Origin of the sequence: Streptomyces sp. NPDC050617, from assembly GCF_040654795.1 — a bacterium.
In the GTDB taxonomy this organism is placed as follows: Bacteria; Actinomycetota; Actinomycetes; order Streptomycetales; family Streptomycetaceae; genus Streptomyces.
Window position 1 is genome coordinate 209,771 of record NZ_JBFAIS010000011.1, and the last position, 26,015, is coordinate 235,785.

The following is a 26,015-nucleotide window of genomic DNA, read 5'->3' on the forward strand; positions in this document are numbered from 1 at the left end:
GGCCGACCGCCGGGCGGTCCGGCGCGCCGACGGCCCCTGTGGGTCCAGTTGGCTTCTGCTTCTGTGGTTCTGTTACGGAGGCGGGTCCGGCTACCGCGCGGACGTCGGGTGGTGCACAGGGTTGACGAGGCGGGCGACGCGTTCCGCGGGAAGCGCGGGGGCGTGGTGGCCCCGTACGCCGGTCACCGGACGGGCCGCGAACAGCGAGCCGAGCACGGCCTCTTCGGTGGCTTCGACGGCGGCCCGGAAGAACAGGTCGATCAGGGGACCGTCCTCGGCGAGGGCCGAGGCGGCGCGTACGGGGCCCGACGGGCGGTGCGGGACGCGGTGCGTCGTCGACCAGGCCAGGGCGTACTCGCCGCTGCCGTGCTGGACGATGCCGCCGGTACGGGCCAGGCCGACCGTCGCGCGCTTGGCGACGCGGCGCAGCTGACGGGCGTCGGCCGGGGCGTCCGTGGCGAGGAGGACGACACAGGACCCGGCGCCGCGCGCGAACTCGGCCTGCTCCCTGACCTGTTGCGGGGTGAGGGTGCGGCCCACCGGGACGCCGAGCACGGTCAGGTCGTCGGCCAGCCCGAAGTTGGCCAGGACCAGGGCGCCCACGGTGAAGCCGGTGCCGGTGCCGCCGACTGCGTCGACGATGCGGGAGCTGGAGCCGATGCCGGCCTTCCAGCCGAAGGCCACCATGCCGGCGCCCGCTCCCACCGCCCCTTCCGGCACCGGGCCGTCGGACGCCGCCTCCAGCGCCTCCAGCACGTGGTCCGGGCGCACATGCAGGCCACGGATGTCGTTGAGCCAGCCGTCATTGCACTCGAAGACCACCGGGTTGACGGTGCCCGTGGTGACGCCGATCTCCGGGTGCCCGTCCAGCGCGTGCCGGACCAGGCCCTCGAAGGCGGAACCGACGGAGAGCGTGTTCGTCAGGGCCAACGGCGTTTCCAGTACGCCCAGTTCGGCGACCTGGCTCAGGCCGGCCGCTTTCCCGAATCCGTTGACGACCTCCAGGCCCGCGACCGGCTTGTCACGGAAGAGCGAGCCGGGCGCGGGGACGACGACGGTCGCGCCGGTACGCACCGGGAGCCCTGTTCCGTGCTGGTGGTCGAGGGTGACGTGGCCGACGCGGACGCCGGGGACATCGGTGAGGGAATTCGAGGGGCCGGGGGGCAGGGTGCCTGGGGCGATGCCCAGGTCGCGGGGGCGGGGGTTGGTACGGGGGGTGGGGCTGTCGGCGCGCGTCATGGGGCGGTACGTCCCGTGCGTTGGGTACGCCCCGTACGCCCCGTACTCCGCGGCTCCGGAGCCTCGTCACCGCGGGTTTCGGACGGCGTGGCCTGCATGGCCTGCATGGCTTGCATGGCTTGCAGGAGTTCGGTTTCCACGAGCGCGAGATGGGCCTCCATCAGGCTCGCCGCGAGATCGGCGTCGCCGTCCGCGACCGCCTCCGCCATGGCCTCGTGATCGGCCAGCGACGTCTCCGTATGAGAGGTCCGCGAGGTGAGGCCGCTGCGCAACACGATCACCTGCTGTTGCACCAGCCACACCTGCTCGGCGATGCGCGGGCTGTGCGCCGCTTCCATCAGCGAACGGTGGAAGTCCAGGTCCAGGTCGTACAGCAGCTTCCGCCCCGCCTCGCGGGCCTTGCGGGAGCGCTCGCACACCTTGCGCAGGCGGGTCACTTCCTGGGGCCGGCGGCGGTGCGCGGCCATACGGGCCGCCGCGCATTCGAGGGCGGAGCGCAGTTCGAAGAGCGCCGCGACGTCGTCGGGGCGGGCGGCGAAGACGGCGGCGCCCTTGTTGGGCACGTGCACGAGAAGGCCCTCGCTCACCAACTGCCCGATGGCCTCCCGCAGCGGGCCTCGGCTGATGCCCAGGTCGCGGGCGATCTCCACCTCGTTGAGGCGGGAGCCGGGCGGCAGCACGCCGGTGAGGATCCGCTCGCGCAGCATCTCCACGACTTGTCCCGCCAAGCCGCGGTGGACCAGTCCGGTCATGGAAATCTCCCAGGGGCGGGGGGCTGACGTGGGTCTCGCAGACAGCGCTCACGGGACCACGAACTGTCGACAGTCGCCACGACAGGTGGTGACAGACGACAGTGGACAGGTGGCATGGACCCGATGTCAACGGTTCTTCGGGACCGTCTTTCATTGTGGGCGGACCGTCGACACCTGCCCGGAAAACTGATAACTGTCGACAGTTGGAAGGGCGACGCGACCGCACCCGCCCTCGACGCGGCATGGCCAGCGCAATCGACCGATCATCGACCGAAGGAACGCAGATGCCCCCCGAAGCCCCCAAGGACGTCCCCGCTCCCCTGCCGGCGGAGCAGGCCGCCCACCCCGCTCACCCCGTACTGGCGGAGGTCTGGCGCGGCGACTTCCTGGAGTCCGTGCACCACGGATCGGTCGTGTGCCTCGACGCCGAGGGCGACGCCGTGCTGACCGCGGGCCCTGTCGACGCCCCCATGTACCCGCGCTCCTCCAACAAGCCGCTCCAGACCGTCGGCATGCTCCGCGCTGGCCTCGACCTCGACGGCGAACTCCTCGCGCTCGCCTGCGCGAGCCACTCCGGCGAGTCCTTCCACCTCGACGGCGTACGCCGCATACTCGCGGGCGCGGGCCTGACCGAGGACGCGTTGCAGTGCACCGCCGCGCTGCCCATCGGGGCCGAGTCGCACCCCGCCCACCTGGCCGCCGGCCTCGGGCCGACCCGCATCACCATGAACTGCTCGGGCAAGCACGCCGCGATGCTGGCCACCTGTGTGGCCGCGGGCTGGCCCGTACAGAACTACCTCGACCCGGACCACCCCCTCCAACTCGGCCTGCGCGCGACACTGGAGGACCTGGCCGGGGAGAAGTCGACCGCGGTCGGCGTGGACGGCTGCGGCGCGCCGCTGTTCGCACTCACCCTCCGCGGCCTCGCCCGCGCCTTCGCCACGATCGCGACCGCCCCGGCGGGCAGCGACGAGAAGCGCGTGGCCTCCGCGATGAACGCCCACCCCGAGTACGTCGGCGGCACCGGCCGCGACGTCACCACCCTCATGCGGGCCATCCCCGGCGCCGTAGCCAAGGACGGCGCCGAAGGCGTCTACGCCCTCGCCCTCCCCGACGGCTCCGCCGTCGCCCTCAAAATCGCCGACGGCTCCCAACGCCCCCGCCCCGTCGTCATGACCGCGGCCCTGCGCCACATCGGCATAGCCGTAGACACCAACCCCCACCTCACCGCCCTGACAACGACCCCAGTCCTGGGCCACGGCGAACCCGTAGGCGCAGTACGCCCGTCAGCAACGCTCACCCACACCACGTCTGAAGCCTGACCGCCCACCCGCGCGCTGACCTGACCAACTGAAGCCCCGCTGGAGCGATCCGGACCGTAGCGTCGGAATCATCCTCGGCTGAATCATCGGCATCAGAGGTGCTCATCAGCCCCGTTTCTCGCGCATGTGGCGTGAGGCCGCCAGGCATGAGGACAGCCACGACGCCTCAGTGCGATCGATGATCAAGTCATCGACGGTGGTCACCCCGTCCATCACCCCGCCGACCCGTATCGAGTGATCGCCGACACGGAACATCTGCCATTCGGCGTCGCTGTGCCAGAGCCGACCGGTCTTCTCACCCGGGCGCTGCGCGAAAACGAGTTCTTCACCATGCTCGTTGAGGAAGTAACCCACGTAGTCTTCGTCGGTGATCGTCCCGCCGCACAGGCGGGCCAGGTAGTGCTCGAGAGCGGGACGCTCGTCTTCGGTCATGCTGTGGGCTCCTCGGCCTGGTCGGGTTCCTGCCTCGCCGACGAGAGGGCAAGCATCCGTGCAGCCGACTCCAGCAGGGTCTCGTAGGTGACTACTTCTATTCGTGCCGCGTGCGTGTTGTAGGTGCGCAGCGTCTCGGCGATCTCCTGAGGTGTGATGCCCTCACTCACGTACCGCGGATGCCCGATCACCACCGTCGCCGAGGCTCTGCGGGTGTCGACGCCGTGGTCCGCGAGGATGGCCTGGCGATTCTCGTCCATGGCTCTCAGATAGTTCTGTGCCTGAGAAACCGCGTGGTGCGCCGGCGCACCCAGCATGAGGTGGCCGTCGCGCCGTATGACCAGCTTTTCGATGTTGGCACGCTTGAGTTCCACCACGTGTATGGCCCCGTCGCCGCGCAGCAGCGGAATGTCGAGAATCGTGTCCGAGGTGTACTGCCGTCGCGCCAGCTCCGCCACATAGGCACCGCCGAAGATCCACTCCTGATTCTTCAGACGGTCGTGGAGGGCCTTTTCAGAGCTCGCCGGGTCTTCCACGACGACACGCAGGGCGTCGAGGCCCGCTCGCCGGGTCTTCAGCTCCAACAGCTGGGCCAGCAACTCCACGTCAGCGTCCGCCAAGAGGTCGCCCACCATGTGCGCGGCCTCAGCAGAGGCCGGTCGCGGCAGCCCCCTCAGGACCAGCTCCATGTGGCCGTACTGCTGGAGGCGCCTTCTCTCTCGGGTGGGCAGGCGGATCCCGCCCTCGCCGTCGCCAATACCCAAGTGGTCGACCGACAAGGCTATTCCACGGAAGAGGTCTCGCACGTCACCCACAGTCGCGTCGGGGTTGTCTTGGCACAGGGCGTCCAGGACCGCCACCGCGCGATCGGCGCCCATGGCCGTCAGCCTGCGCATGTATTCCTCGCTGCGGCGTCGTGCCCGTTCGTCGTAGTGGTTTTCCAGGATTTCGAGGAACAGTTCGCCTCCGGCATAGGCTGCGAACCGCTGAAATCGCTGCGCGAACTCGAAGTCGCCGAGCAGAAGCGCTTCTTGAGCGACATCCTCCAGGGCGTTCACCAACGGCCTGCCCTTGCCATACCCCGTCCTGCCGAAGGCAGGGCCCATAATGCTTTGCACCGCGTCGATACGCTCCCGCACGCTCGGGTGCTCGGTGAGCTCACGCGCGTCGGTGACCATCTGCCAGAGCGTGAACCCGGATCGGAATGTCGCCATGCGGGCGACTCTACGGCTGGGCACTGACAACGCAGGTCGGTCGAGCCCGTGCCCTGCCCCGCCGTAGCCCGGCTGCATAGCAGCTCCACCGACCGCAGCTGCGAGCGCCATGCCTGAGAACGGTCAGGGACGTACCCCATCCCAGAACCTTGCCGAGGTCGGTTGCGGCGTTTGCGGACAGGAGGCGGGCGGTGCGCGGAGCGCTCCGGCACAGTACTCCGTATGACGACACCAGCTGAGCTGCTCCGCGACTTCGCCCGTACCCGTGCCTCGCTCGATGGGGAGGAGGTGACGTACTGGTGGTCCGGGGACGTGTATTCGTGGGCGCCTGATGAGCCATATCAGCGTGTCTTCGGGTTTGAGGGGCTCAATGTCTCCCGGTTGGTGCGGGACGCCGCGGCCGGGCCGGACGCGTATCAACTGCTCACGCGTGAGGCCGCTTTCTATCTGGACCCGGTTACCCGCGAGATCCTGGAGACCTGGCAGGACCTGCCGGTGGTGCATGTCTGGAACGACCCGGCGAACCAGAAGTGGCGGCCGTTCCCGATTCCGACGACCGAGCTCGGCGGGCAGGTCTGCTTCAGTCTGGAGATTCCGCTGGCCTATCCGTCGCCGCTGCCGGTGGCCGAGTACCCGGTGCATTCGGCCGGGGACACGTACAAGGCGCTGGAGCTCTTCCAGTTCTTCGCCGACCGCGCCGACCTGGCCGGGGCCGCGCCGAGCGTGCCGGCCACCATGTCGTGGTCCCGGATGTCGCCGTGGCTCCCGTGGATGGCCCGCGGCCAGGCGCCCGGCGGGCTCACCTTCCACTGCCGAGGCCGCAAGCTCGGCTCGTACGCCGAGGTCCCCGACCGCACCCGCGCCTACATCGCCGACCGCCAGCCGGAGTTCGCCCACGCCCCTGAGCAGTGGAGCGAGCCGAACGAGACCAGCTGGACGTACTTCCGCAAGCTCCACCCGCCGAAGTAGCCGCCGGGCTCCCCCGCCGTCGGCCACATCGGGCCCCAGCCAGCGGCCCGAGGCTCTTATGTTGGGGGGGCCGGTAAGGATCGGGGTCAGCGGATCGAGAGGCTCGACGCCGGTTCTTCCTGGATAATCGGCGTATGGCAGCACAGCCCGGTCTTTCCGATCTTCGCCGCGCCAAGTTCGCGCGACGCCTGCCCGCAGCGCTTTCCGAGCTGGCCGGCCCCGAGCACGGCATGGTGAGTCTGCCGGTCCATCTGGCATGGTCCGGTCTGACCACGTTCGACATCGATCAGCCTCGGCTGCGGATGAGCTACTACCGCATCGTCCTGGCCGAGGGCCAGCACGACGACCTCGTTCAGTACCTCAACCGCGACCTGCTCGTCAGCCTGTGGCCCACGCTCCGCACCCTGGTCAGCCGCGACGTCCGCGCGGTCTGGGAGAGCTCCTTCGCCGAACTGGCTCAGAGCGCGCAGGCCGCTGCGTGAACCTCACCGACCTGCACCGCCGCTTGCTCACGGACGTACTCGCCGTGGGCGGCGCCTACCCGCTGGCGCTCACCGGCGGCTACGCGGTCCAAGCGCACGGCCTGGTCGACCGGCTCAGTCAGGACCTCGATGTCGCCACCGAGAACCCGGACCGTATGGAGGACATCGCGGCTGCCGTGCACACCGGGCTCGAACAGCGCGGATGGCGCGTAAGGGCGCTGGAGACGGACCCGCTGTCCGCACGTCTGATCGTCACGGACCCCGTCAGCCAGGACGAGTGCGAGGTCGACATCCTCAAGGAGGCGCTCTGGCGCCCTCCTGTGCGTACCGAGCACGGCTTGGTGCTGTCCCTTGAAGACGTCGTCGGCACCAAGGTCCGCGCGCTGGCCGACCGGGGACTCGCCAGGGACCTGATCGACGTGCGGGCCGCCGCCGACCGCTGGCCCCACGTGGAACTCGAAGAGCTCGGCCGACGCCACGCCCGCGACTCCTTCGACCTGAGCGAGCTCCAGGCGCGGCTGGGAGGAGCCGACTGGATCGACGACTCGGAATTCGCCGCATACGGACTCGACGAGCGAGCGATCACCGAGCTACGGCGGTGGGCACAGGAATGGGCCGACGGCATCGGAGAACGGCTTCAGAAACTTGAGGCTCCCTACGACGACTGATGTGCCCTCGCAGATACTCGTGGATACCGGCGAATACCCCGTGGATATCGGCCGATCGACGAGTACGCGGCTTCCAGACCGTTGCGAGGCGCGGTGCGGGACTTCCCCCGCACCGCGCCTCGTGTCGCATCTCCCCGCATCGGTCCAATCAGGACTGCTGGTCCGAGGACGGGGTCGGAGCCGGTTCCCGTGGCAGCAGGCCCTGTTCCCTCGCCATTTCCTTCGCTACGCGCGGTGCCGTCCACAACGTCGGGAGCATGATGAAGCCGACAGGGACGGCGGTGACGACGATGAAGGATTGGAGGGCGGTGATGCCGCCGTCGCCGACGAGGATGAGGACGGCGGCGGCCGCGCCCATGAGGAGGGCCCAGAAGGCTCGTACGGCTCGGGTGGGTTCGCCGGACTTCGTGCCGGCGGCGGAGATGCTGTAGGACATCGAGTCCGTGGTGGTGACGACGAACGTGATGGTCAGGATGAGCAGGGCCACCGCCACGACGGCGCCCATCGGCAGGCGTTCCGCCATGGAGATCACGGCGGCGTCCATGCCCACGGACTTGAGCGGGCCCGAGATCGTGCCGGGGTGCTGCTGTTCCAGGAAGATGCCGGTGCCGCCGAAGACCGTGAACCAGAACATGGTGGCCAGCGGCGGGATGATCGCGGTGGAGACGACGAGGTCGCGCACCGTGCGGCCCTTGGAGATGCGGGCCACGAAGATGGACATCAGGGGGCCGTAGCCGAGGAACCAGCCGAAGAAGAAGACGGTCCAGGAGCCCAGCCACTGGTGGTCGCCGCGGTTGAGGGCGAGCGGCACGAAGTCGCTTACGTACTGGCCCAGTCCGCCCAGGAAGGAGTCGAGTACGAAGCCGACCGAGCCGAGGACGAGGAAGACGGCCATCAGGGCGACGGCGAGCCAGATGTTGGCCCGGCTGAAGAACTGGATGCCCTTGTCGATGCCGCTGGCCACGGACGCGACCGCCACGACCGTCAGCAGCACGATCACGCCGAGCTGCACCGGGTAGCCGCCGGAGATGCCGAACACCTTCGAGAGGCCGTACGAGACCTGGAGGCCGAGGAAGCCGATCGGGCCGACGGTCCCGGCCACCACGGCGATCACGCAGACGATGTCGACGGCGGCGCCCAGCCGGGAGTGCCGGACGCGTTCGCCGAGGAGCGGGTACAGCAGCGTGCGCGGGCGCAGCGGCATGCCGCGCTCCTGGCCCCGGATCATGACAATCGAGGCGAGGGTCCCGAGGACGGCCCAGGCGAGGAAGCCCCAGTGCGCGAAGCTCTGGGAGAGCGCCGCGTTCGCCGCCTGCTGCGTGCCGCTCTTGACGCCCTCGTAGAACGGCGGCGTCTGGACGTAGTGCTGTACGGGCTCGCCCGCCGCGAAGAAGACGCCGCCGCCCGCCAGCAGCGTCGACATGATCATCGCGACCCACTGGAACCTGCCGTACTCCGGGCGTGCCCCCGCCCCGCCGAGGCGCACCTTCCCGTACCGGGAGAAGCCCAGCCACAGCGCCACGCCGAACGTCGCGAGCAGCAGCACCTGCCACAGCGGGCCGAACCAGCGCGCGACGAAGGTGAAGACGGTGTTCACGGCGTCGCCCGTGGCCGTGGGCGCGATCAGCGCGGCCAGGACGAAGGCGATGAGCAGGCCGCCGCTGATCGCCAGTACCGGGATGTCGGTGGTCCGGTTACGTGCCGCTGCACGGTTCGACGGGCTCGGATGGTGTTTTTCTTCGTCGGCCGCGGCCTGGTCCCCCTCCGCGGGGGTATCCGCGGGGACATCCGCGCAGGCAGCGGTACGGGCATCGGGAGTCGGCATGGGATTCCTTGCTGAAGGGGTCATTCCGCGCACGGGGGCATGACGCACCACAAGGACTCACGCGCTCACAAGACGCAGGACCGCTCGGTGCGCGGGTCAGTCTGAAAGGCTCCTATCCATGGAGCTATACGGTCAAATCGGGTCCGGGATCATGCGCCCCGAGACCCCTCCTGCCCCTTTTTGACCTGCGGATTCCCGGTTCCGACGAGTGCGGTGTTGATGAAGGTCACGCTTCACCGGTCATGCCGTGGACCGGCCGGCCCAGGTCTGTGACCTGGGCCTTCCCTCCCCTTCCCTTCCCCTCCTCATGAAGCGGCGGGCTCCGGCGCCATCACCCTCTCCGACCAGTCGATCCGGTGGAAGTGCAGCGGGCGCAGCATGTCCTCCGGCGCCGGGAAGGCCGGCGCCGCCTTCTTGCCCGACTTGACCTCGTTGACCGCCGCCGCGTTGCCGCCGATCAGCTCCACCCGCGGGCGGCGCAGCGACTCGTACGCGGCGAACGCCTCTCCGTAGGCGGGCAGGTCGCGCAGGCAGCGGGCCAGTTCGACGGCGCTCTCCAGGGCCAGCGAGGCACCCTGGCCGGAGCTGGAGGACGGGGCGTGCACCGAGTCGCCGACCAGGACCAGCCGGCCGCGGTGCCAGTGCGGCACGGACGGCATGCGCTCCATCGGGCCGACCGCCATCAGGTCGGCCGGGTCGGCGTGGCGCAGCATCCGCTCGCCCGGTACGTGGCCGGTGTACAGCTCGCGCAGCCGGTCCAGCCACTCGGCGGCGGGGGTGCGCGCCACCTCCGCCTGGGTCGGCGGGGTGTCCGTGGGCAGCCCGGCGAACCAGATGAGCCGGCCGTCCGCGGCCTGCCAGTGGCCCATGAACGTACGGCCGAACGCGAAGTGCATCATCCCCGGCTCGGCCTCGACGCCGCAGTCCGCCGGCGCGTAGCCGCCGAAGCTCAGGATGCCCGCGTACTCGGGGGCCGGGGCGAGCGGGTCGATGAGGGTGCGGACGGTGGAACGGATGCCGTCGGCGCCGATCAGGATGTCCGCGGCGGCGAACGTCCCGTCCGCGAAGCGGGCCACGACGCCGTCGGGCGCCTCGTCGACGGAGACGAGCCGCTTGCCGAACTCGAAGCGGATGCCCTCGGCCACCGCGTGGTCGGTCAGCGCCCGGAACAGCCGGTCGCGCCGCAGGGTCAGCGTGGGCGGCAGGTCGGGGAAGCCGCCGAAGCCCGTGAGGCGGTTGCCGGCGCCGTCCGACATCACCATGCCGGGCACCGGGTGCCCGACGGCCCGTACGGCCGCGTCGGCGCCGACGGTCTCCAGCACGACCTGGCCGTTCGGCGCCAGGCCCAGCCAGGCCCCCACGCCGTCCGCCGCCGTGGGGTACGCCTCGTACACCGTCGCCTCGATACCCGCCTTGCGCAGCGCCAGCGCCGCCACCGGGCCCGCGACCCCGCCGCCTATGACCAGTGCCGTACGGACGCGGTCCGCGTTGGTGCTCATAACCCCTCCTATGGGCTGCGTGAAGCATTCGGCGCGCCGCTTGGAGCGGAGCGCGCACAGCGCCATAGTTACAGAGTTACTAGTTTCATTGCAACTAGTCCATCGGACACTACGATGGACTGATGACGACCGCGCCCGTGAAAAGCTCCCCCCTCGGCCTCACCGTGCTCGCGCTGCTGCACTACCGGCCGCTGCACCCCTACGGCATCCAGCAACTGCTCAAGCAGTGGGGCAAGGAGCAGGTCGTCAACGTGGGCCAGCGCGCTGGGCTCTACCGCACCATCGAGCGGTTGCAGGCGGGCGGACTGATCGCCGTCCGGCAGACCGAACGCGACCAGCAGTACCCCGAGCGGACCGTCTACGAGGTCACCGACGAGGGGCGGGCCGTCACCCGCGAATGGCTGGAGCAGATGCTCGCCGTGCCCAAGGCGGAGTTCCCCGTCTTCCCGGCGGCCCTGTCCAACATGCTCATGCTCGACCCCGGCGAAGTGGCCCCGATCCTGGAACGGCGCGCCGCCTGCCTCGCCCAGCAGCGCGCCGCACTGGAACACGCCCTCGCCGACACCCCGCCCGACCTGCCGCGCATCACGATGATCGAGACCGAATACCTGCTCACCGTCGTCGGCGCCGAGGAGCGCTGGCTGCACGGGGTCCTCGACGATCTGCGCGAAGGCCGCCTGACCTGGTCACGGGAGATGCTCAACGCGTTCGGCGAGGCTTCCGGCGGGGCGGAAGCGGGGACGGGGGCGGGGGCAGAGGAGTGATGTGGGCGGGGGCCTCGGTTCAGCTCAGCAGCAGCGCCGCGTCCCAGCCGCTCGCCGCCCCGCCGCCCGTCGGCCCACCGCCCGCCGACCCGTCGCCCGTCGGCCCGCCGCCCGTCGCGTAGGCGTGCAGGGCCAGCGCGACGCCGGCCGCCCCCGTCAGCAGTCCGACCCGGTTCTCGTCACCGAACTCAAAGCGATAGCCGTACGGGCACTGGGCGTCGTAACCCGCGAGGAGCCGTGCGGCCAGCGCATCGCCCCGCGCCGCCAAGGGGGCGCTGCCGCTTTCGGCGGCCATGACGCGGCAGAGGTGCAGCAGGCCCGCCCGGCCGTGGCAGAGGGCGTCGTCCGTCACCCGGCGGGGGCGGTCCAGTTCCGCCGTCAGCGCTTCGACGGCCGTACGGCACAGGTCGGCGCGGTCCAGGGCCTGACCTGCGCGGAAGAGCGCGTACGCCGTGCCGGGCGTGCCGTAGCACCAGGCGGTACGGGCGGGCGGCGGCGGCTCCGTGCCGTACCGCTCCAGGGGGACCAGCGCGGGCCAGCCGCCCTCCGGCGTGCGGCGCGACAGCAGCTCCTGGGCCAGGGCGGAGACGGCGCCACGGGCTCCGGGGACGTCGACGCCCGACCGTAGCGCCGTGGCCAGGACCGCCAGGGGGCCGCTGATGCCGTGCGCCAGGCCGAAGTTGACGTGCCCTTGAGGGTAGGCCGGGTCCGGGTCCGGGTCGCCGGACGGGCCCGCCGGGGACCACCAGCCCGGCACGCGTTCACCGCGCACCAGGAGCGGACGGGTCAGGCGGATCAGGTAGGACAGCCCTTCGTTCAACGCCTCCCTGTGCGTCGACCGCCTGGCCAGCAGCAGCCTCGTCAGGCCGGTCACCCCGTGGACCAAGTCGTAACGGGAGCACGGCGCTCCGGCCCGGTCCTGCGCCAAGCGGGCGCGTTCGCCCTTCAGTACGTGCTGGAGCGCGCGGTCCAGCGCGGGGTCGAGGCGCTCGAACAGGCCCGCGTAGTCCCGCGGCGTCCGCCGGGCGGCGTGCGCGGCGAAGGCCAGGGCCGGTAGGCCGCGAAAGAGGGAGGCGTTCGCCGGGCCGGGCGGATGGGACGCCGCGGAGGCCAAGTGCGCGTGCACTGTCCCCCTCAATGCCGGGTCATAGTGGGCGAGTTCGGCGAAGAGAAGGGCTACGCCGGGGTGGCCGGCGTCCAGGCTCAGGGGCGACCAGTCCGAGGCAGCCGAGGCGGAGGCGGCGGAGGCGGTGCGCTCGGGGTCCGCCAGGCGGGCGGCCAGTTCGGCCGCCACCTCTGCGGCCCGCGCGCGCAACTCGCCTCCCCCTGAAGCGATTTCGGGGGCCCCGGCCGTAGTCATCGGGCGTGCCTCGCGCGGTCGGTGTGCGCCTGCGCCGCGCCGCGCGCCACGGCGTGCGCGAGGCGTTCGGCCTCCCGGTCCGTGCCCACCAGCCGGTTGTGGTGCATGTGCAGCAGGGAACTCAGCACGTGGTCCGGCTCGGACCAGCAGTCGTCCCCCAGCTTCCGCAGGAGCTGCCCGTAACGCGCCGTCTCCTCGGCCCGCCGTTCCCACAGCGCGCGCAGCCCGGCGTCAACGGCGGACCCCGGCCCCGGCCCCGGCCCCGGCGCCAGCCCCGGACCCGGACCCGCGCGATAGGGATCGACGAGCGAAAGCGCCTGGCGACGGCGGAGCCGGAACGCCCGATGGCGCTCCTCGTCCTTCGATATCGCCCGCACCAGCCAGGCCGCGCCGTCGGTCCCCGTATCGGCCCTCTCGTGCGTATCGCCCCTCTCGTGGAACGCCCGCGCCAGATCCGCGAACCCCGCCGCCGCGAGCAGCAGCGGCTCCGTGGCGTCCTGACGGGCGTAACGGCGGCGCAGGTGTTCCAGTACGGCCACGCTGTCGGCGTGGAAGACGCGCTCCGCCGCCGCCATCGCCTCCGGCCCGCCGTAACGCTCCAGCTCCGGGTCGTAGCTGTCCCACACCACCCGGCCGACCATGCCGCCCTCGTGCAGCGCCGCGGCCGACCGGTGCAGCCGGGGCAGCAGGTCCCGTGCCAGTACGGCCGGCGGGGCGTGGAAGCGCAGCCGCAGGTGGGGGCCGCCGGCGTCGCTGTAGCGCAGGAAGAACCAGCGGTCCACCTGCGCGGGAAGGTCCCCGAGGAGGGCCGGCAGGTCGGTGGCGGCCAGCAGTTCCTCGTGCAGTCGGGCGGGGGCGTAGAGGCAGAGCTGAAGCCATTCGCCGCCCGGCAAGTGTACGGCCCCGGGCGGGCGCGCCGGGGCGGGGCGGCGGCGGGGCGCCCGGCCCGAACGGTCCATGGAGCACGTGGTCCGCCGCAGCGGAACGACTACCTCCGCGTGATGGGCTCCCCCCTCTCCCCGCAGCCACCCGTCCGGCGCCCCCGCCGCGTCGGCCGGCGTCTCGCGCAGCTCGGCCTGATCGGTGCGGAGCAGTTCGTGCCGCAGCAGCTCCGGGTGGCCGGGCCGCGCGAGGTCGAGCTGTACGTAGCGGTCCGCCCAGCCGACCTGCAACCGGTCGGGTACGCGCCACTGTCGCTGCCAGCGGCGGAACGCCTCCCACCAGCGCGCGAACGGCTCGCCGGCGTCGCGCAGTTCCGGGTCCGGACGCCAGCGCGCCGGGCTCAGGACCGTACGCCCGTAACGGACTCTCGGCAGGTGGGGCAGCAGCTCCGCGCCGCCCCAGTGCCACATCTGCCAGCGTCGCCGCCCGCTCGCGGCGATCTCGGACACGAAACGGGCGGCGTTGGGCAGGTCCCAGCGGGGGTTGAGCATGTGGAAGACCGCGGGTTCCACTGCTCGGCCGGTGGCCGCCTCGACCAGGTACAGGCGCTCGTGGTCGGCGCGTACGGCCAGGTCACGCGGGTCGAGCACGCCAGGGTCGGCGGGGTCGGCGAAGCAGCCGACCGGCAGGAGGCGGTCCAGCCGCCGCGGGACCTGCGCGACGTTGCCGACCCGCGACCGGCCGGGCCGGAAGGCGACCTGCGCGCGCAGCGCGCCCTCCCCGTCCCCCTCCCCCCTTGCCAGGGAGGCCCTTGCCAGGGAGGCCCTTGCCAGGGAGGCGACTTCGGCATCGGCCCCTTCCCCCATCAGATAGCCGAACCGCCCCAGCATCGCCCCGGCCTGCCGCGACCCGTTGGCCAGTACGAGCGCGAAGTCGCCGCCGGCCAGCGCGTCGGCGTCCGCCGCCAGCAGATGGGCGCCCACCTCCAGGGACTCCGGGGGAAGGCCGCTGCCATCGGCCAGGAGGCGCACCACGGGATGGTCCTCGTCGAGTACGACCTCGCCGCCGCCTCCCATCGCCGCCTGCTGGGCCAGCGCCGCCATGGCGCGGTCGCGCTCCTGTTCCTGCTGGTCAGGGGCGGCGGGCGGGGCGCTGCGCGTACTCGGCGGACGCAGATATCCGGCGGGCGCGCCCAGGCCGGCGACGGGGTCGAGCACGTCCGTCAGCGGCGCCTGGCGGTCGGTGCCGTAGCGCTCCAGGAACGCCCGGTGGTACTCGCGCAGATGCTCCGGTCCCGCCGTGCGCGGCGCGAGCCGCCACAGCAGTTCCGCCGCGCGGGCGGCCTCGTCCGCGACGGCGGCGGGGAGCCGGACCTCGGCGTCCAGCGCCAGATCGACGTGGAGCGGGTGGCCGGACGCCTGGTGCAGCCGCCGCATCCGCGCGGAGACCTCGGCCAGCGCCGGTCCGCCGAGACCTGGAGGGGTGGCGGCGTAGCGCTCCAGATCCTTTTTTACGGACGTGAGCTCGGCTCGTTCGGGCAGCGCCTGCGGAGGTATCCCGGCGCCGGCCCGCAGCACGTAGTCGAGTGGGTCGACCTCCTCCAGCGGCGGCCGGGCCCGCGTCAACAGGATCTCCTTGCCGATCAGTTGCACCAGCACGCCGTCCACCGCCTGCTCGGTCGCGCCGGGGAACCGTTCCAGGAGCGCTTGGGCCAGCTCCGCCCCGAGCACCGGGCGGCGGGCGAGTTCCAGGACGGCCGCGACTACGGAGGTGTGGCGCACGCTGACGTTCTGGACGGTGCCGGACGCACGGGCGTCGGGCTCATCACCCTGGTCGGCGGACTCGGCGGGCCCGGCGGACTCGGCCGACTCGGCGGACTGCGGCACGTACGGCAGCTCCAGGCGTCCGCCGCGCACCCGGCACAGCGCGTTGGCCACCACTTCCAGCCGCCGCAGCACGCCCGGCCGCCGCTCCCAGGAGGCGACGAGGCCGGTCAGCCACTCGCGGTCGGGGCGTACGGCGCGGCGGTGTGCGGCGCCGAAGCGCACCACGGGCGCCTCACCCGGACCGGCGAAGCGCACGGGGGCTACGCCGGCCATCAGCCCGAAGGGGGTGGCGCGCGTGCTCATCCGCAGCCGGTACAGGGTCAATGACCGTACAGCGCGCCGAAGTTGGTTGGCACTCACCTCACCCCCCGCGTCGAGCACCCGGCTCAGCAGGCCGGCCAGGGAGGGGCTGGACACCTCGACCGCCTCCCGCACGAGCGGGTCGTCCGCCAGGGCGCGGAGGGACGCGGTGAGAGAGGTGGGAGAAGTGAGAGAGGTGAGGGCAGCTGGGCCGTCGACCTCACCCGCCGCCGGAATGTCGAAATCCACCGGGAGCACCGGGGCTCGCAGCATGCCGATCCCGGCGACCTCGTAGCGAAACCGCTGGGACGGCCGCTGGGACGATTGGGGCGACTTCGACGACACGCGCGCGTACTCCTCACCGCACCTCAAGGACTCAAGGGCTCAAGGGACTCAAAGCTCAAGGGCCGGGGCCCGTCGGCAGTGCGTTGCCGACGGGCCCCGGGACCGCCAGGATCAGTGGCAGATGAAAGTGATGACGCTGGTGGTCTCAGCCTTGGGGTCGTTGTCCCCATTGTCGACCTCGGGCTCGGCAACGAGCTCGCGGACGTCGAGGTCGAATTCTTCCATCAGAGCGGTAGGCATATCAGCTCTCCTATGGTGGGAATCGAGGGTAACGCGCAGCGAGAAAATAGGACACCAGCGACCGAAAGGCACTCGGCGCAATACGGTGAACTCGCCGCACTCACCTGCTGTTTGATCAGGCGCCGCAACCGTAGAACTGGCCGATCAGGGCTGTCAACAGGCACGGAACCCTTAACAAGCCCCTGACAACTCCCTAACAGGCCCCTTACTCTGCGCAAACCGAATTCCCGCCGCCCATATGCGTGTACGCGCCAGGCAACGAGGGCTGGTAAACACGAAAAGGCTCAGAAGTTCCTCAAGAAACACGGCGTGCGACTGAGCTTCCCGACCGGCCTTTATTGGGGATCTCGTGACGAACCCGAGGACCTTATTTGGTGTCGTCATAAAGCGGCCGTCCGATATAGCGGGCCGCCTGCCGCACGGCTGATCCAACTGAACCGACTGACCGGCCGAACCAGCTAGGCAGGCCCCTCCGACCCACCCAACCCCTCCGACTCCGCCAGCGCCGTGTCGATGCCGTCGAGGTAGTCCCGCACCCGGCCGAAGACGAGCAGACCGCTGCCCGCGCCCGCCAGTTCGGCGGCGGCGGGCAGCAGACGGGCCCGAGCGCGTACCAGGGCAGGACGGTCGCCCACGGCGAGAGCCGCGGCGGCCTCCACGCAGCAGAGGGCCTCGTACAGCAGATCGGCGGGCGGTTCCGGCAGGACATGAAGCGCGGAACGGGCCTCGGCCGCGCCGCCCGTACGCCCCGACGCCGACACCGACGCCGACGCCGACCCCGCCGCCGCCGACGCCGCCGACGCCGCCAAAGCCAGCGCTTCGGCCCACGGGCGGTACGGACCCCAGTCCTCGCCCGGGTCCACCACAGGCAGCTGCCCCCTCCCCTCCGCCCAAGCCCCCAACCGCACCCCCAGCAGCGCCAACGGAAGGAGACCGCCCTCCAGACCGGGCATCCCCGCCCCGTCGAGCCGCGCGGCGGCAGCCCGGAACGCGCCCTCGGCCCGCTCCCGCGCCTCGCCCGCCCCACCCGCCTCGCCCGCCCCGTCCGCCCCGTCAGCCCCGCCCGCTGAGGCGACGGCAGCCACCCGCATCGCCCGGTACCACTCCGTGAAAACCTCCGCGAGCGGCAGTTCGTGCCGCTCCGCCAGCCGGTCGACGGCCGCCGCGTGCTCGTCGGCGGCCGGGAAGTCGCCGAGCGCGGCGAGCGCCTGGAGCCGGATCAGGTGCCCGAGGACCTCGTAGGTCGCCATTCCGTGGCGCGCGGCGAGCGCGAGGAGTTCCGCGCCGATCGCGTCGCGCTCCGGAGCGAGCCCGGCCCGCGTGCAGGACTGCATGAAGCGGCCGTTGAGGGCGAAGGCCAGCAGGGCGGGGTCGTCGAGGCCGCGGGCGAGCCGTTCCGCCTCGCGGGCGGCGCGGGGTCCGCGCGGGGAACGCGTGCCGCGCGACTCCAGCGCGACCGTGGCCAGCAGGCGGCAGCGGGCCCCGTCGTGCGCGCCCGCCGGCAGCGCGGCGAGGGTGCGTACGGCCGCGTCCACGATCTGCCGCGCCTGTTCCGGATCGTCGGCGCGCGTCCAGATCGCGGGGACGTCGTACGCGCCGATCACCCGCGCGGTCAGCTCCGGATCGCCGAGCTCCTCCGCCGCGGCCACCGCCTCCACGCGGTGCCGGCGGGCCGCCTCCAGGCCGCCGCCGCCCGTCACCGCCAGGCTCCGGATCAGCGCGACGGCGGCCTCCAGCCGCGCCCGCGCGCCGTCCCCGACCGTGCGGTCGTACGCCGTGGCCGCCTCGGACCACAGCCGGGCCGCCGCCGTAGACGGCTCGCGCGGCGGATCGAGCCGGGGGTCCTGGGCGAGGATGTCGCGCTCCAGGCGGCGCAGTTCGGGCCCCGGGTCCAGGCCCAGTTCGGCGGCGAGGGCGGCCCGCGCCCGGCGCAGCGCGGCGAGCGCGTCGCCCTGGCGGCCGGCCCGGTACAGCGCCAGCGCCAGCAGCCCCCAGGCGTCCTCGCGCCAGGGCTGTTCGGCCAGGTGGGCGTCCAGGTCGGGAACGGCCTCGGCGGCGAGCCCGAGGGCGAGCAGGGCGGCCGCCCGCCGCTCCACCGCGCGCAGCCGCAGTTCGGTGAGGCGGGAGCGCTCGCCGCGGGCCCAGTCCTCGGCGGCGAAGTCGGCGTAGGCGGGCCCGCGCCACAGGGCCAGCGCCGCTTCGAGCCGGTCGCGGGCGGCGGCGGGCGGCAGCCGCGCCGCCTCGGCGACGGCCGCCTCGAACCGCCAGGCGTCCACCGCGTCCGGCTCGGGGCGCAGCGCGTAGCCAGGGCCCTCGGTCACCAGCAGCCGGGCGGGGGCGCGCGGCGGACGGTCGGGTTCCAGGGCGCGGCGCAGCGCCCCGACGAAGGTCTGTACGGCCCCGAGCGCGCCGTCCGGGGGCTCCTCCCACAGGTCCGCCACCAGCCGCCGGGCCGGTACGACGCGGCGGCGGGCCACGATCAGCCGGGCCAGGACGGCGCGGTGCCGCGGGCCCTTCAGCGCGAGTACGCCGCCGTCGCCCTCGGCCGCCAGGGGGCCGAGCACCGCGAACGTCACCCGCTCCATGACCTCACCGTACGTGCTGATCGGGTGCTGACCGGCGACCGGCAGGCTCGGTCACGGCACCGTCTCCCCCTTCGACGAAAGGGCCACACCATGAATCCGACGATCCCCGGCTTCGAGTCGCGGCGCATACCCGTAGCCGACGGCGTCGCCCTCCGGGCCGCCGTGGGCGGCAGCCCCGACGGCCCGCCGATCGTGCTGCTGCACGGCTTCCCGCAGACGCACCTGATGTGGCGGCACGTCGCCGCCCGCCTCGCCGCGAGCCATCAGGTCATCTGCCCCGACCTGCGCGGCTACGGCGACAGCGACAAGCCCGCCGACCCGGACGGCGCCGCGTACTCCAAGCGCACGATGGCCGCCGACATCGTGGCCCTGGCCCGCGCGCTGGGCCACGAGCGCTTCGCGCTCGCCGGGCACGACCGGGGCGCGCTCGTCGCCGTACGGGCCGGGCTCGACCACCCGGAGGCCGTCACCCACCTCGCGGCGCTCGACGTGCTGCCGACCCTGGACATGTGGGACGTCCTGCACGGCGCGGACGCGGCCGTCGCCTTCCACCTGTATCTGATGGCCCAGCCGCCCGGCCTGCCCGAGCAGCTGATCGGCGGCAGCCCGGACGCGTTCTTCGGCCACTTCCTGGACGTCTGGACCCGCGACCCGAAGGCGATCCCCGCCGACGTGCGCGCCGCGTACCTCGCGGCGTCCCGGAACGCCGTGCCGTCGATCGTCGCCGACTACCGGGCCTCCGCCGGCATCGACGTCGACCACGACCGCGCCGACCGCGCGGCGGGCAACCAGCTGACGATGCCGGTCACCGTCCTCCAGCAGGACTGGGGCGCGGCCCTCGGCTACGACGCGGCGAAGGTGTGGCGCGCCTGGGCCCCCGACCTGCGCCACGCCACGGTCTCCTGCGGCCATTTCATGGCGGAGGAGGACCCGGAGGGGGTGGCGGGGGCGCTCCGGGAGCTGGTGGCGCGGTGACGGGCGGGGGCACGGGCGGCGGTACGGGCTTACGGACCGGCTTGCGGGCTTACGGACCGGCGTACGGGCTTAGGGACCGGCGTACGAGCGTACGGACCGGCTTGCGGGCTTACGGACCGGCTCACGAGCTGCGGGCGGGCTGAGCGACGGGGGCGCGTCGCCAGGGCCGCGGCGACCGGGGCAGGATGCAGGATGCAGGACGACGACGCCACGCAGCACCCGTACGAGCAGTGCCAGGAGTACCCCGTGCCCGACGCGACCCCGCTCTCCCACCCGCTCCCGCTCCCTGACGCGACCCCGCTTCCCCACGCGAACCCGCGCCCCCGCCGCTCCGTGCTCTACATGCCGGGCGCCAACGAACGCGCCCTGGAGAAGGCCAAGTCCCTCCCCGCCGACGCCCTCATCCTCGACCTGGAGGACGCCGTCGCCCCGGACGCCAAGGCCGCGGCGCGCGAGCGGGTCGCGGCGGCCGCCGCCTCGCGGGGGTACGGGCACCGCGAGGTGACGATCCGCGTCAACGGCCCCGGCACCCCCTGGCACGCCGACGACCTGCGGGCCGCCGCCGAGGCCGGTCCGGACGCCGTCGTCGTCCCCAAGGTGGACTCGGCCGAGACCGTACGGGCCGTCGAGCGCGCCCTCGAAGCGGCCGGCGCCCCCGACCGCACCGCCGTCTGGGCCATGCTGGAAACCCCGCGCGCCCTGCTGGACGCCCGTACGGTGGCCGCCGCCGGCGAACGGCTCACCGTGCTCGTCCTGGGCACCAACGACCTGGCGAAGGAACTCCACGCCGAGCACGTACCCGGCCGTGCACCCCTGCTGACCTCCCTTTCCCTCGCCCTCCTGGCGGCCCGCGACACCGGCAGGGCGATCCTGGACGGGGTCTACAACGACGTGCGCGACCTTGAGGGGTTCGAGGCCGAGTGCGTACAGGGCCGGCAGTTCGGCTTCGACGGCAAGACCCTCATCCACCCCTCCCAGATCGAGCCCTGCAACCGCGTCTTCGCCCCGTCCGACGCCCAGGTCGGCCATGCGCGCCGGACCATCGCGGCCTTCGAGGAGGCCGCCCGCGACGGCCGGGGCGTCGCCACCGTCGACGGCCGGATGATCGAGAACCTGCACGTCGAGGAGGCCCGCAGGATTCTGGCCGCGACAGCGGCGATCACGGCGCGGCACAGCCCTCGCCCCTCGGCCCCCGGCCTGTGAACCTGTGCCACCGCTCGGTAAACGCCGGATTCCGGCCCCGCTGCCAATACATGGCCGAAGCTTGACTGTTCGCGTTCGGACTGTCGCCCTAGGGTGACATTGCCCGGTTCCGGCATCGCAGATTTCGATCGTGCGGGTCGGCTCCGCGGCCACATGCCAGCGGTCTTCCCCGGGAGATGGGGGCCTCCCCCGTGGTCCCCAAGCGTCCGGGGGAGACCGCTTTCCCATGTCCCGCATTTCCCGTGCACGCCGCCGAGCGGTCAAGCCGACACCCCGCGGCCGTCCTCGCGACCGTCCTCATCCCTGTGCCCGTGCCCTTGGCCGTTTCCGCGCTCGGCGGGCGCCTCCAGCACCGGCGGCAGGCCGTCCAGCACGGTGAACACGCGGTCGAGACGGGTGAGGCGCAGGACCCGCCAGACCCTCGGCGAGGGCCGTACGAGCCGCAACGTGCCGTCCTTGACGGCGACTTGGTTCTTGATGCGCAGCAGCAGCCGCAGGCCGCTGGCGTCCAGGAAAGTGACCGCGCGCAGGTCCACCACGACGTCCGGGCGGGGCTGGTCCAGCAGTGACTCAACGTGACCGGCCAAGGTCACGGTCGACCAGATGTCCAACTCTCCGTACAGCTCGATGACCAGGATTCCGCCGACAAAGCGGTCCCTCAGAAGAAAAGTTGTCTCTCCGACACCCATGACCTTCCCCCGGTGGCTCCGGTAAATCCCCGCCCGTAACAGATCGTTGAAGTGCGCAACGCCACCGAGGTCCGGGGTGGCCTCAAAGTGCTCTGCCCTCATCATGCCCCGCAACGGGCCACTTGTACCGCCCCGGACCGCACGTATGCAGCGGCAACAAGCCCCCGACGCGCACTTTCGCCCCCCACCGGGGCCGGGCGGGACGCCCGATCCGCCTTCGTCTTGCCGCCCCCGCCCTACACCATTCCCTCACATCACTCTCCGTAACCACCCCTCCGTGTCAAGCTCAATCGGAAAACCCACTTTTAGCAATGACGCCTGAGCTACGGTGAGTTGATGGCATCTCACCCTGCGCATTCGGCGGGACGGAGCGGTCGCGCGCGGAGGGGCAGCAGCCCCGGCGCCGGACCGCCGACGAGACGTACGGCCTGCGGCATCACGCACCGTCAGCGGCCGCCACCGCACCATCACCGGCCTCAGCAAGCACGTCCCCATCCGCGTCCGCCCGCAACGGCTGGACGGGAGCTTCCAACGGCTGGACGCCGCCGGGCGGTTCGACGGCCGTACGCGCCGCCCCCAGCACGGAGACCTCATGATGATCACGACCCCACCACCCCCCTCTCCCTCCCCCGCCTCCCCCGCACCCTCCGCACCGCACGTCCCCGCCGCCTCGCACCAGGACTTCCCCGGCGAGCTCCGCTGCGTGAGCGCGGCCCGCCGCTTCATCACCCGGCACCTGCGCGACAGCCGGTACGAACCGCTCATCGACGACGTCGTGCTCCTCGTCAGCGAGCTCGCCGGCAACGCCGTCGTCCATACGCGCTCGGGCGAGCCCCACGGAACCTTCAGCGTGCGGCTGCGGCCGACCTGCTCGGCGCTGCGGATCTCCGTACTCGACCAGGGCGGCTACAAGGTCCCGCACGTCCGGCACGGCTGCGGCGAGCGGGGCCGGGGGCTCGGCCTGGTCGACGCCATCGCCGACCGCTGGGGCACGGACGGCGACGGCAGCGGCCGGACCGTGTGGTTCGAGGTCTCGGAGCCGCCCGCCCGTCCGGCGCCCGCCAAAACAAATGCATTCCCCACCTAAAAAGCGCCATCCGACGGAACCCGCAAGTCGCCGTACCCCTCTTTGACTTCAGAGAGCTCCCGCACCGGAGCTCCACGCCCAGCCGCTCCGAGCCGCGGATCCGCCCCACGCCCCGCCGCTCGGAGCCGAATGGACGGGGTCCTGTCCGTACACCCCCGAACGGCGGGACCCCGTCACCCACCCTCGCCCGCGTCGGCGGCCGGTTACGATACTTGCATGGGAGCGCAAGTTGAGGCATGGGATTCCGCCGCGGCCGACCGGGCGATCGCGGTACTGAAGGCGGTGGCCGACCCCACGCGGTACCGGCTGCTGTGGGCGCTGAGCCGCCAGGAACTCCCCGTCGGCAGCCTCGCCGAGATGCTCGGCGCGCACGTCGCCGCCGTCTCCCAGCACCTGGCGAAGCTGCGCACGGCCGGCCTGGTCGAGTCCCGGCGCGACGGCACCCGCATCTACTACCGCGCCGTCGGCCCGCACGTACGGGGCCTCCTCGAAGAAGCCGCCCTGGCCGCCTCGGCCTCCTTCGAAGACCCCGCCCCACCCCCCACCACCGCCACCAGAACCCGCACAGCCCCCACCCCCGCCCGAGCCCGAGCCCGGCGGCCCCTCACGGAGTAGCCGCCTATCTCCGGCCGGCGGTCACCAGCCGCGCGTCGGCCGCGCGCGGCCCGCCGTCTCCGGGCAGTACGAGGACGCAGGGCTCCGTGAATCCGGATTCGCCCAGCAGCCTGGCCCACACATGTTCCTGAAGCACCCAGCGCCGCATCGTGGTCGCTTCCCCTTCCGGCGTCCTGGCCGGGATGTCGGCGTGCCGCACGTCGTGGGACGCGGGTGCGCCGTCGAGGTAGTGGGCGAGGGTGGAGAACACGAGCCGCCCACCGGGCCGCAGCGCGCCGGCCGCCGCCGGCAGCAGCTCCCTCGGGTCCGTGAAGTCCACCGCGCCGAAAACGCTGTACAGCACGTCGTACGCGCCCCGCGCCGCCAGCAGGTGGCCGGCCGCGTCGGCCCGCACGATGCGCAGGCGCGGTGCGAGGCGCCCGTACAGGTCGGCGGCCATGGCGCACTGGGCAGGCGAGCCGTCGACGGCGACGACCTGGGCCGGCCGGTGGTGGACGGCCAGGTGCGCGGCGTGCCGGGCGCTCCCGGCGCCGAGATCGCCGAGGCGCAGCCCGGCGACATCGCCGAGAACCTCCGCGCCGGGCCCGCCCTTCTGGCTCCAGCTCCAGCGGAACACTTCGGGTACGTCCCGGTCGGCGGCGAGGCGACCGCGTCCGTAGTGGTGCCAGAGATCTGCGGCAAGGAGTGTCACCCACCCCATCCTGGCGGGCCCGGCAGGCCGGCGAGCCGATTCGGGGACATCTCACCCGGCGTGCCATGAGCCCGACCGCGACCGCCGGCCGGGCCCACGGGGGCGGCGCGGTCAGTGTCCGTCGTTGCCGGGGTGACACGGACCGCACTCGGCGGCGTCCTCCCACAGCGACAGGTCGACCTCCCAGCCGTCGGCCGCGAGGACGTGCGCGGTCTTCATCACCGAGCCGTCGTTCTTGAATTCGACCTTCGGCACATGGTGCAGAAAGTGCCCGTCGTTATGCTTCCCGCACAGCTCGGCGTAGGCCACGGTGTCGAGAATGATCGTGTGGACGCCGATGTCGACGAGCGTGCTGGGAGCGAGTCCCAGTGACTCGCCCCGGTGGGCCATCGCGGTCAGCAGGTACGCGTACCCCTGGCCGAGGACGCGGGCAGCCATGACCGAGTCGTACGGATAGTCGCGCATCAGGAGCCCGGTCTGCTTGTCCCACAGCTCGGCCGGCACGACGTCTCGCGCGGAGCGGACCGGACTGGTCGTCGGGTCGGTGGCCAAAGGGGCGACTGCGGTTGCCATGGTGCCTCCGATGGACGGTGCCCCGCGGATCGGGGCGATGCCTCCAGCACACCGCGCCGATCGGCCCGACAGCGGTCAACTCGCTTACCGCGCAAAGCTTTTGCACGCCGTGCAAACGGTCTCGACGTCCCGCCGCGGCCGTCCGTACCGTGGAGGCCCCCGGTGGTGCGGCGTGGGAGGGTCCTCATGCCCGTTGACCCGCTCTGGAACAGCACGAGAGCACGCGAGTTGACGGCGCAGCGCCGCCCCGGTGCGCTGATCCGGCTCGGCCGCGAGCATCGCGCGTGGACGCTGGCCGCGCTCGGAGGCCGGCTCGGCTGCTCACCGGCCACGGTGTCACGGTTGGAACGGCGCTCCCGGATCGTCGACCTGGCCTTGGTGCACCGCGCCGCGCTCGAGGTCGGCGTGCCCCGACACATCCTGGTGACTTCGCTGTCGCCTCTCCCCTTGACAGCGCCGACGGCCACTACAGTGACGGCCAGCCCGCGTGACGTCGAGGAGGACCCCATGCGCCGCCGTACGCTGCTCACCGCCACGGCGGCCACCCTGCTGACGGGCCTGGACGAAGCCCTGGCCGACACCCCGCCGCCGCCCGGCACCGGGCCGCTGGACACCCGCCTCACCGCGGCCCGCGACCTGTACGACAAGGGTTCGCACCAGCGGCTCCTCGCCGCGCTGCCCGGCCTCATCGCGGACGGACATTCCGCGGCCGATTCCCGCCGGGCCCTCGACCAGGCCCGGCTCTCCTCCGTCTACAGCCTCGGCGCCGCCGTGCTGAACAAGCTCGGCTCCTACGAACGCGCCCGGCTCACCGCGGACCGCGCCCGGACCTGGGCCGAGGTCTCCGGCTCCCCGCTCGCCGCCGCAGCTGCCGCCAGGGAGGTCGCCATCGTGCTGCGCCACCAGGACCGCGGGGCCGAGGCCCAGCGCATCATGGCATCGGCCGCCGCCGCGGTGGAGGCGACCGGGCTGCGCACCGACGCGTCGACGGCCGCGTACGCGCAGATGCTCTGCACCCTGGCCTACACCGCGGCTCGGAGCAGGGACCGCACCGAGGCGCTGGCCACGGCCGAGGAAGCCCGCCGCGCCGCCCGCCGCCTGCCGTCCACCGCTCCAGCAGGCCGTCTCTTCCCCATCAGCCCGGCCGGCGTGGACCTGTACACGGTCAGCGTGCACTGGGCGCTCGGGGACGCCGGCGCCGCGCTGGAAGCCGGGAAGCACCTGCGGCCCCAGCAGTTCGCGACGCCCGAGCGGCGGGCCCGTATGTGCACGGACATGGCGCGGGCCTGGTGGGCTTGGGATCGTCCCGAACAGACGGCCCGGTCCCTTCTGGACGCCTACCGCGCCAGCCCCGGCGAGGTCCGGGACCGCCCCGCGATCCGCGCCGTCGTCGGCGAACTGGCCGAGCGGTACCCGCGCGCCACGGGGGTCCGGGATCTGCGTTCCGCCGTGGTGCGGGCCGGCTGAGGCCCGGAGCC

At 72.5% G+C, this 26,015-nt stretch carries 23 protein-coding genes; 10 read left to right on the top strand and 13 right to left on the bottom strand.

Features of this window, described 5'->3' with window-relative positions; all coding sequences use genetic code 11:
- Positions 1-90: 90 nt before the first annotated feature.
- Together AB0I49_RS17645 and AB0I49_RS17650 are read right to left on the bottom strand one after the other, a co-directional pair.
- On the bottom strand, positions 91-1,239 hold the full coding sequence (locus AB0I49_RS17645) for a P1 family peptidase (protein WP_363227848.1): 1,149 nt from the start codon (positions 1,237-1,239) through the stop codon (positions 91-93).
- Positions 1,236-1,991: a GntR family transcriptional regulator gene (locus AB0I49_RS17650; protein WP_363227849.1), complete on the bottom strand. Its 756-nt coding sequence runs from the start codon at positions 1,989-1,991 to the stop codon at positions 1,236-1,238. The genes AB0I49_RS17645 and AB0I49_RS17650 overlap by 4 nt, the downstream gene beginning before the upstream one ends.
- Before the next feature lie 284 nt (positions 1,992-2,275).
- Between AB0I49_RS17650 and AB0I49_RS17655 the strand changes: the two genes are divergently transcribed.
- Positions 2,276-3,313, top strand: a complete 1,038-nt coding sequence (locus AB0I49_RS17655; RefSeq protein WP_363227850.1) for an asparaginase — start codon at positions 2,276-2,278, stop codon at positions 3,311-3,313.
- 105 nt (positions 3,314-3,418) lie between these two features.
- On the opposite strand, the gene AB0I49_RS17660 is transcribed toward AB0I49_RS17655, so the two are convergent.
- Both AB0I49_RS17660 and AB0I49_RS17665 read right to left on the bottom strand, forming a co-directional pair.
- Positions 3,419-3,745, bottom strand: coding sequence for a hypothetical protein (locus AB0I49_RS17660; protein WP_363227851.1), 327 nt, complete (start codon positions 3,743-3,745; stop codon positions 3,419-3,421).
- Positions 3,742-4,959 (bottom strand): Shedu anti-phage system protein SduA domain-containing protein, encoded by a 1,218-nt coding sequence (locus AB0I49_RS17665; protein WP_363227852.1) that lies wholly within the window; start codon positions 4,957-4,959, stop codon positions 3,742-3,744. The genes AB0I49_RS17660 and AB0I49_RS17665 overlap by 4 nt, the downstream gene beginning before the upstream one ends.
- A gap of 222 nt (positions 4,960-5,181) precedes the next feature.
- Between AB0I49_RS17665 and AB0I49_RS17670 the strand changes: the two genes are divergently transcribed.
- From AB0I49_RS17670 to AB0I49_RS17680, 3 genes are all read left to right on the top strand, one after another.
- Positions 5,182-5,928 (top strand): DUF1838 family protein, encoded by a 747-nt coding sequence (locus AB0I49_RS17670; RefSeq protein ID WP_363227853.1) that lies wholly within the window; start codon positions 5,182-5,184, stop codon positions 5,926-5,928.
- 134 nt (positions 5,929-6,062) lie between these two features.
- On the top strand, positions 6,063-6,410 hold the full coding sequence (locus AB0I49_RS17675) for a transcriptional regulator (RefSeq protein ID WP_363227854.1): 348 nt from the start codon (positions 6,063-6,065) through the stop codon (positions 6,408-6,410).
- Positions 6,407-7,078, top strand: coding sequence for a nucleotidyl transferase AbiEii/AbiGii toxin family protein (locus AB0I49_RS17680; protein ID WP_363227855.1), 672 nt, complete (start codon positions 6,407-6,409; stop codon positions 7,076-7,078). Before AB0I49_RS17675 ends, AB0I49_RS17680 begins: the two co-directional genes overlap by 4 nt.
- 148 nt (positions 7,079-7,226) lie before the next feature.
- Here the strand turns inward: AB0I49_RS17680 and AB0I49_RS17685 are convergent, their stop codons facing one another.
- Together AB0I49_RS17685 and AB0I49_RS17690 are read right to left on the bottom strand one after the other, a co-directional pair.
- On the bottom strand, positions 7,227-8,903 hold the full coding sequence (locus AB0I49_RS17685) for a BCCT family transporter (RefSeq protein WP_363227856.1): 1,677 nt from the start codon (positions 8,901-8,903) through the stop codon (positions 7,227-7,229).
- 305 nt (positions 8,904-9,208) lie between these two features.
- Positions 9,209-10,402, bottom strand: a complete 1,194-nt coding sequence (locus AB0I49_RS17690; RefSeq protein ID WP_363227857.1) for an FAD-dependent monooxygenase — start codon at positions 10,400-10,402, stop codon at positions 9,209-9,211.
- 122 nt (positions 10,403-10,524) lie between these two features.
- On the opposite strand from AB0I49_RS17690, the gene AB0I49_RS17695 reads away from it, so the two are divergent.
- Positions 10,525-11,166 (top strand): PadR family transcriptional regulator, encoded by a 642-nt coding sequence (locus AB0I49_RS17695; protein ID WP_363227858.1) that lies wholly within the window; start codon positions 10,525-10,527, stop codon positions 11,164-11,166.
- Between the two features lie 19 nt (positions 11,167-11,185).
- On the opposite strand, the gene AB0I49_RS17700 is transcribed toward AB0I49_RS17695, so the two are convergent.
- The 4 genes from AB0I49_RS17700 to AB0I49_RS17715 all read right to left on the bottom strand — a co-directional run bounded on the left by AB0I49_RS17700 (position 11,186) and on the right by AB0I49_RS17715 (position 18,704).
- The gene (locus AB0I49_RS17700; RefSeq protein ID WP_363227859.1) at positions 11,186-12,526 is read right to left on the bottom strand and encodes a lanthionine synthetase C family protein; all 1,341 of its coding nucleotides are present in this window, start codon (positions 12,524-12,526) and stop codon (positions 11,186-11,188) included.
- Entirely contained in the window at positions 12,523-15,879 is a 3,357-nt protein-coding gene (locus AB0I49_RS17705; RefSeq protein WP_363227860.1) for a lantibiotic dehydratase, read from the bottom strand. The genes AB0I49_RS17700 and AB0I49_RS17705 overlap by 4 nt, the downstream gene beginning before the upstream one ends.
- Before the next feature lie 111 nt (positions 15,880-15,990).
- Positions 15,991-16,119, bottom strand: a complete 129-nt coding sequence (locus AB0I49_RS17710) for a hypothetical protein (protein WP_363227861.1) — start codon at positions 16,117-16,119, stop codon at positions 15,991-15,993.
- Between the two features lie 458 nt (positions 16,120-16,577).
- Entirely contained in the window at positions 16,578-18,704 is a 2,127-nt protein-coding gene (locus AB0I49_RS17715; protein WP_363227862.1) for a BTAD domain-containing putative transcriptional regulator, read from the bottom strand.
- A gap of 90 nt (positions 18,705-18,794) precedes the next feature.
- Here AB0I49_RS17715 and AB0I49_RS17720 point away from each other — a divergent pair, with 90 nt between their 5' ends.
- Entirely contained in the window at positions 18,795-19,679 is an 885-nt protein-coding gene (locus AB0I49_RS17720) for an alpha/beta hydrolase (RefSeq protein ID WP_363227863.1), read from the top strand.
- Positions 19,680-19,871: 192 nt separating this feature from the next.
- Positions 19,872-20,882 (top strand): CoA ester lyase, encoded by a 1,011-nt coding sequence (locus tag AB0I49_RS17725; RefSeq protein ID WP_363227864.1) that lies wholly within the window; start codon positions 19,872-19,874, stop codon positions 20,880-20,882.
- 260 nt (positions 20,883-21,142) lie between these two features.
- Here AB0I49_RS17725 and AB0I49_RS17730 read toward each other — a convergent pair whose 3' ends face one another.
- Positions 21,143-21,571: an STAS domain-containing protein gene (locus tag AB0I49_RS17730; RefSeq protein WP_363227865.1), complete on the bottom strand. Its 429-nt coding sequence runs from the start codon at positions 21,569-21,571 to the stop codon at positions 21,143-21,145.
- Between the two features lie 592 nt (positions 21,572-22,163).
- Here AB0I49_RS17730 and AB0I49_RS17735 point away from each other — a divergent pair.
- Entirely contained in the window at positions 22,164-22,658 is a 495-nt protein-coding gene (locus tag AB0I49_RS17735) for an ATP-binding protein (RefSeq protein ID WP_363227866.1), read from the top strand.
- 216 nt (positions 22,659-22,874) lie between these two features.
- Complete coding sequence (locus tag AB0I49_RS17740; RefSeq protein ID WP_363227867.1) at positions 22,875-23,273, top strand: metalloregulator ArsR/SmtB family transcription factor; 399 nt, start codon at positions 22,875-22,877, stop codon at positions 23,271-23,273.
- A 4-nt stretch (positions 23,274-23,277) separates the two neighbouring features.
- On the opposite strand, the gene AB0I49_RS17745 is transcribed toward AB0I49_RS17740, so the two are convergent.
- Positions 23,278-23,973, bottom strand: a complete 696-nt coding sequence (locus AB0I49_RS17745; RefSeq protein ID WP_363227868.1) for a class I SAM-dependent methyltransferase — start codon at positions 23,971-23,973, stop codon at positions 23,278-23,280.
- A 102-nt stretch (positions 23,974-24,075) separates the two neighbouring features.
- Positions 24,076-24,537: a hypothetical protein gene (locus tag AB0I49_RS17750; protein ID WP_363227869.1), complete on the bottom strand. Its 462-nt coding sequence runs from the start codon at positions 24,535-24,537 to the stop codon at positions 24,076-24,078.
- 186 nt (positions 24,538-24,723) lie between these two features.
- On the opposite strand from AB0I49_RS17750, the gene AB0I49_RS17755 reads away from it, so the two are divergent.
- Positions 24,724-26,004, top strand: coding sequence for a helix-turn-helix transcriptional regulator (locus AB0I49_RS17755; RefSeq protein ID WP_363227870.1), 1,281 nt, complete (start codon positions 24,724-24,726; stop codon positions 26,002-26,004).
- Positions 26,005-26,015 lie beyond the last annotated feature (11 nt).